We start from the raw sequence: 5,612 nt of genomic DNA, 5'->3' as shown, positions 1-5,612 counted from the left end.
ATCGAAGAGTTGCGCTGCCGGCGCTACTACCAGCGGCTGCCGATGAGCGGGACCAGCACTGCGATTCTCGCGGRCCTCGGCCAGCGGGTTTCCACCAACGCCGTCGAAATACCGATCACGCTGCCGGTCGTCATGCGCGGTACGCCCGTTCTCGTGTCGAGCGCCTTCACCTGGTCGGCGTCGTCTCCGATCGGCAACCAAGGCGCGTTCTTCGAGAGCACTAATCTCACCTGGGTGACGATGAGCGGGACATTGATCGCCTCGACGTTCGGAGGCGCGGGCGCGAGCGGCATCGTTCTGCGGATTCAAGGCACGACGATGTCCGGAACGAGCGGCGCATCCGGATACCTGCACCTCGGCGCGACGGCCTTTCTCGGCCTCGATGCGGAGATTTGAGCACATAGTGACAGATTCAGCATTTCGATCCGCCCTTCGTATCGTGTTGCACCACGAAGGCGGTTTCAATGAGGACGATCGGGATCCGGGCGGCGCCACGAATTTCGGCGTCACGCAGAAAACGTTGGCGCGTTTCCGTGGCAGCGAGGTGACGAGCGACGATGTCCGCAACCTGACGATCGAGGACGCGCGCGACCTCTATCGCCACCTGTTCTGGAACGTCGTTCGCGCAGACGACATGATACCCGGAATCGATCTCGCCCTCTTCGATTTTGCCGTTCACGCCGGGCCGCAACGCGCGGTTCGAACATTGCAGCGTGTCCTCGACATCAAAGATGATGGAATCGTCGGCCTTGAAACGCTTCGCGCAGTGCGCGCCGACGCACCGCAACGGGTGATCCGCGATCTGTCGCGGCAACGCCTCGCTTTCCTCGAAAGTCTCGAAACATGGCCGGTCTTCGGTCGTGGTTGGCGCCGGCGGGTACGCGCCGTCGAGCGCGCCGCAAGCCTCCGGGTGGGGGCCACGAAATTTCTCCAGCACAAGGACACTGACATCATGACGAACACCAAGGATATTCTCTCCAGCCGGACCGTTTGGGCCAACACGGTGGGACTTCTCGCCGTCGCCGCGGGACTGCTGGGGCTCGACGTATCGTCTCTCGACGCCAACGCGCTGTCGGAGGCGCTCGTGCAGGTCATCGCGGCCGGCAGCTTCATCGCCTCGACTTTCTTCCGGATCATCGCAACGCGACAAATTCTGAAGTGATATTGCATTCAGGCAGCGTTCACGCCGGTTGGGTCAATATTCCCGCATGCGTTTCGTTGTTCTCATAGTGTTGTTCTTTGGCTGCACCTGGGCGGTTCGCGCCCAGAGTGCGCCGACTTCCGTGCGCGAGTGCCTGCCCGCACGCGAAATGCAAGAGGCTGTCGCCAAGAACAGCGTGGTCGCGCCGGCCTCCGCCATCATGACGGCGCGGCGGCAGGTTCCCAACGGAGACGTGCTGCGCGCCAACCTCTGCCGCTCGGACGAGGCGCTGGTCTACGTCATCATGGCCTTGCAGAAGGACGGCAGAATCGTACAAGTGATGGTCGACGGTCCTTCCGGGACGGTCAAATCGGTTCGCTAAAAAAGGATTTCCACGGTGCGCCTTCTCGTCGTCGAAGATGACCAGACCCTCAATCAGCAGATCGTCACGGCCCTGGAACAGGCCGGCTACGCCGTGGACAAGGCGTATGATGGCGAGGAGGGGCAGTTTCTCGGCGAGACGGAGCCCTATGATGCCGTCATTCTCGACCTCGGCCTCCCGAAGGTCGACGGCGTGTCCGTTCTCAACGCGTGGCGGCGAGACGCCAAGAAGATGCCCGTCATCATTCTCACGGCGCGCGACCGCTGGAGCGACAAGGTTCAAGGCTTCGACGCCGGGGCCGATGATTACGTCACCAAGCCTTTTCACATGGAAGAGCTCCTCGCTCGCGTCCGCGCCCTGTTGCGGCGCGCCACCGGGCACGCGACGAGCGAGATCGCCTGCGGTCCCGTCAGGCTCGATACCCGTTCGGGCCGCGTGATGGTCGATGGCAATCCGGTGAAGCTCACGTCCCACGAATACCGGCTGCTATCGTATCTTATGCACCATACCGGGCGCATCGTCTCCCGCGCCGAGTTGACCGAGCATTTGTACGACCAGGATTTCGATCGGGACTCGAACACCATCGAAGTGTTCATCGGGCGGCTCCGCAAGAAGCTCGGCGTCGATATCATTCAAACGGTCCGTGGCCTCGGATACCTGCTCGACATGAACAGAGCGCCGGCGTGAACCGCCTGCGCCGGCTCCTCACGCAGCTGGCCGGCCGGCCCATCGCCGTTCGACTGGCGGTTTCGTCCGTCTTCTGGAGCTTCGTCATTCTGTTGATCGCGGGGCTGATCCTCGCGGCGCTCTACCGCGACAATACCGAGCGGGCCTTCGACCAGCGTCTTCTGGTCTATGCCAACACCCTCGCGTCGAATCTCGTCGCACCCGGCGATCCCGACCGGGATCTCGGCCCCATCGGCGATCCGCGTTTCGAGCTGCCGCTTTCCGGCTGGTATTGGCAAGTGCTTCGTCCCGATGCGCAGGCCGGGGAGGCCCGCTCGTCGAAATCGCTTTTCGGTGGGCAATTGGCGAGCCTCAGCGCGCCGGAGGGCCAGGCGAAGTTCGGAGAAATCCGCCGCGGCTACGGCAAGGCGCCGGACGAGAGAGCCTTGCGGCTCATCGAGCGCGACATCGACGTCGGGYAGGAGGGGCGCTTCATCATTCGCGTGGGCGGCCCGGCCGACGAGATCGACGAGAGCCTGCGGCGTTTTTCGGTCGCGCTCGTCGTGACCTTTTCGCTGTTGGGCCTGGCGCTCGGGTTCACGACGTTGCTGCAAATTCGCTTCGGCCTGCAGCCGCTCGTTCGGCTGCGCGCTGCGCTCGGCGCCATCCGGCGCGGCGAGGCCGAGCGTATCCAGGGGGAATATCCCAAGGATATCGCCCCCCTCGCCAGCGAAGTGAAYCTGCTTCTGGAGACGAACAAGGAAATCCTGGAACGCGCACGAACGCAGGTCGGCAATCTCGCGCACGCCCTGAAGACGCCGCTCAGCATCGTCGTCAATGAAGCCGAGGCCGCGCCGGAGGAGGTCGCCGCGAAAATCCGCGAGCAGGCGACGCTGATGCGCGATCAGGTCAACTACTATCTCGATCGCGCGCGCGCTGCGGCGATCGCCGGAGCGCTCGGCACTTTCACCACCGTGGAGCCCGTTCTCGCGGGGCTGACCCGCACGTTCGGAAAGATCTATCGGGACAAGGACCTCAAGATCGAGCTCGCCTGTCCGGCCAGCGCACGTTTCCGCGGGGAGCGCCAGGACCTCGAGGAGATGGCCGGCAATCTCATCGACAACGCGGCGAAATGGGCCGCTGGTCACGTCAAGGTCACGGTCGAAGCGGTCCATCGCGACGATCGGCCCTGGCTCTACCTGCTCATCGACGACGATGGTCCCGGATTGCCGGAGAATGCCCGTCAGGACATGCTCAAACGCGGCCGTCGTCTCGACGAGACGAAACCGGGTTCGGGCTTGGGACTTTCCATCGTCAGTGACCTCGCGGCTCTCTATCGCGGTCGCTTGATCCTGGAGGCTTCGCCGCTCGGGGGCTTGAGAGCCAAACTCGAGCTTCCGGGGGACGGGCACTGAGCCTGAGACGGTTTGCGCGTGACACCGTGCCGCCGTCGTGCTTCAGCCTAGCCCGGGTTAAGTAGGCAGCCATGGTGATCTGGATCATTTTTTCGGTAATGACGGCGGCGGCCGTGATGGCGGTGCTCTGGCCGCTGTCGCGCCATCGCGCGTCCGTTGCYGAACTCGACCCGAACACGCAGTTCTACCGCGATCAGGTGGCCGAGATCGCACGCGATCAGGAGCGCGGCCTCCTGCTTCCCGCCGAGGCCGAATCGGCCCGGGCCGAGGCTGCTCGTCGGCTCTTGTCCGCTACGGCGTCCCGCGATGTGATGACGTACGCCGTCGGAGAGCCGGCCCTTCGCCGCCGCCGCGCCGTGTCGACCCTGGCCCTGTCGCTGATCCCCATCGTCGCGCTCGCTGTCTATGGCGCGTATGGCTCGCCGCATGTGTCCAGCGCCGTTGCGACGGCCCGTCCTCAAGCCGACGGCCAGGTCGATCTCGCGACGGCCGTCGGGCAGATCGAGAAACACCTCGCCGCCAAGCCCGACGATGGCCGCGGCTGGGACGTCATCGCTCCGGTCTATCTGCGCATGGGCCGGGTCGACGATGCCGTCAAAGCTTACGCGACTGCGATCAAGCTCCTGGGCAATGGAACCGACGGCAAGAGCGCCGATCGATTTGCCAATTACGGTGAAGCCATGGTGGCGGCGCGGGACGGTCTCGTGTCGGTGGAGGCGAAGAAGGCCTTCGAACGGGCCGTCGCGCTCGACCCTTCTCTCGTCAAAGCCCGCTTCTATCTCGCCCGGGCATCGGAGCAGGACGGGCAGCGGGACAAGGCGCGTGCGGAATACACGGCCCTTCTCAGCGCTTCGCCGGCGGATGCGCCCTGGCTCGGCACCGTCAAGGAACAGCTCACGCGCCTCGATGCGTCGCCGAATGCGGCCATGCCCGATGCGAACGCGATCATGGGCATGGTCTCCGGGCTGGCTGAACGGCTCGAAACCCAGGGCGGGAACGCGGATGAGTGGGGACGGCTGATGCGGTCCTACGTCGTGCTTGGGCAACGGGACAAAGCCATGCTAGCGTTTTCCCGCGCTCGCCTCGCCCTTGCGAAGGACCAAGCCGGGCTGCAATCGATCGACGCGATGGCTCGTGAATTGAAGCTGACACCATGACGCGAAAGCAACGCCGCCTCACCCTGATCGGTACTTCGGGATGTGTGCTCGCGCTCGCGCTCGGGCTGGTGCTTTATGCGATGAACGACACCATCGTGTTCTTCTATTCGCCCGCCGACATTCAGGCGAAGAGCGTCCAGCCGGGGACGCGCTTTCGCCTCGGCGGTCTGGTGAAGGACGGATCTGTCGAGCGTCAGCCCAATCAGGTCGTGGTGTTCCAGGTGGCCGACACGACGGACGTGCGCGCCGTGCGTTACCAAGGCATCCTCCCGGACCTTTTCCGCGAAGGGCAGGGGATCATCGCGGAGGGCGTTCTCGACCCCTCCGGCGTCTTCCGAGCGGATACGGTGCTGGCGAAGCACGACGAGAGCTACATGCCGCGCGAAGTCGCGGACACCCTGCGGCGACAAGGCCATTGGAAGGAGCCGCAAAACGCTCCACAACAGGCTCGGAACTGAGGGAGCTGACCGCGTGCTCGTCGAGGCTGGACATTTTGCGCTCGCATTGGCGCTCGGACTTTCCGTCGTTCAATTCGCGGTGCCCCTCTGGGGGGCGAGGGTCAATGATCCCGTTCTGATGAGCGTCGCCCGGCCGACCGCGTTGGCCGTGTTCGGATGCGTCGCTTTTGCGTTCCTTGCCTTGACGGTGGCCTACGTCACCTCCGATTTTTCCGTCATCAACGTGGTGGAGAATTCCCATTCGGCAAAGCCGCTGATTTACAAGATCTCCGGCGTGTGGGGGAACCATGAGGGCTCGATGCTTCTCTGGATCCTCATCCTGACCCTGTTCGGCGCCGTGGTCGCCCTTGCCAGACACAGCGTGCCGATCAGGCTCAAGGCCAACACCCTGGC

General features: G+C 64.2%; 7 protein-coding genes and 1 pseudogene. All 8 read left to right on the top strand.

Features of this window, described 5'->3' with window-relative positions:
• Window positions 1-396, top strand: a 396-nt coding sequence (locus AC1DT3_RS10835; RefSeq protein WP_477465265.1) for a hypothetical protein, incomplete at its 5' end; no start/stop codon positions are given.
• Window positions 397-403: 7 nt separating this feature from the next.
• Window positions 404-1,162 (top strand): glycoside hydrolase family 108 protein, encoded by a 759-nt coding sequence (locus AC1DT3_RS10830; protein WP_477465264.1) that lies wholly within the window; start codon window positions 404-406, stop codon window positions 1,160-1,162.
• Window positions 1,163-1,208: 46 nt separating this feature from the next.
• Complete coding sequence (locus AC1DT3_RS10825) at window positions 1,209-1,523, top strand: PepSY domain-containing protein (RefSeq protein ID WP_477465263.1); 315 nt, start codon at window positions 1,209-1,211, stop codon at window positions 1,521-1,523.
• A gap of 15 nt (window positions 1,524-1,538) precedes the next feature.
• The gene (locus tag AC1DT3_RS10820) at window positions 1,539-2,210 is read left to right on the top strand and encodes a response regulator transcription factor (RefSeq protein WP_477465262.1); all 672 of its coding nucleotides are present in this window, start codon (window positions 1,539-1,541) and stop codon (window positions 2,208-2,210) included.
• Window positions 2,207-3,604 (top strand): sensor histidine kinase, encoded by a 1,398-nt coding sequence (locus tag AC1DT3_RS10815; RefSeq protein ID WP_477465261.1) that lies wholly within the window; start codon window positions 2,207-2,209, stop codon window positions 3,602-3,604. Before AC1DT3_RS10820 ends, AC1DT3_RS10815 begins: the two co-directional genes overlap by 4 nt.
• Before the next feature lie 71 nt (window positions 3,605-3,675).
• The gene (ccmI, locus tag AC1DT3_RS10810; protein WP_477465260.1) at window positions 3,676-4,761 is read left to right on the top strand and encodes a c-type cytochrome biogenesis protein CcmI; all 1,086 of its coding nucleotides are present in this window, start codon (window positions 3,676-3,678) and stop codon (window positions 4,759-4,761) included.
• Window positions 4,758-5,219 carry a cytochrome c maturation protein CcmE gene (gene ccmE / locus AC1DT3_RS10805; RefSeq protein WP_477465259.1) on the top strand — a complete coding sequence of 154 codons (462 nt, stop codon included), beginning with the start codon at window positions 4,758-4,760 and terminating at the stop codon, window positions 5,217-5,219. The genes ccmI and ccmE overlap by 4 nt, the downstream gene beginning before the upstream one ends.
• A gap of 13 nt (window positions 5,220-5,232) precedes the next feature.
• A pseudogene (locus tag AC1DT3_RS10800) lies at window positions 5,233-5,612 on the top strand (heme lyase NrfEFG subunit NrfE); the annotation flags it as partial.

It is taken from the genome of Microvirga sp. P4_G7 (assembly GCF_056401005.1).
This window is presented reverse-complemented; position numbering and strand designations above follow the sequence as displayed.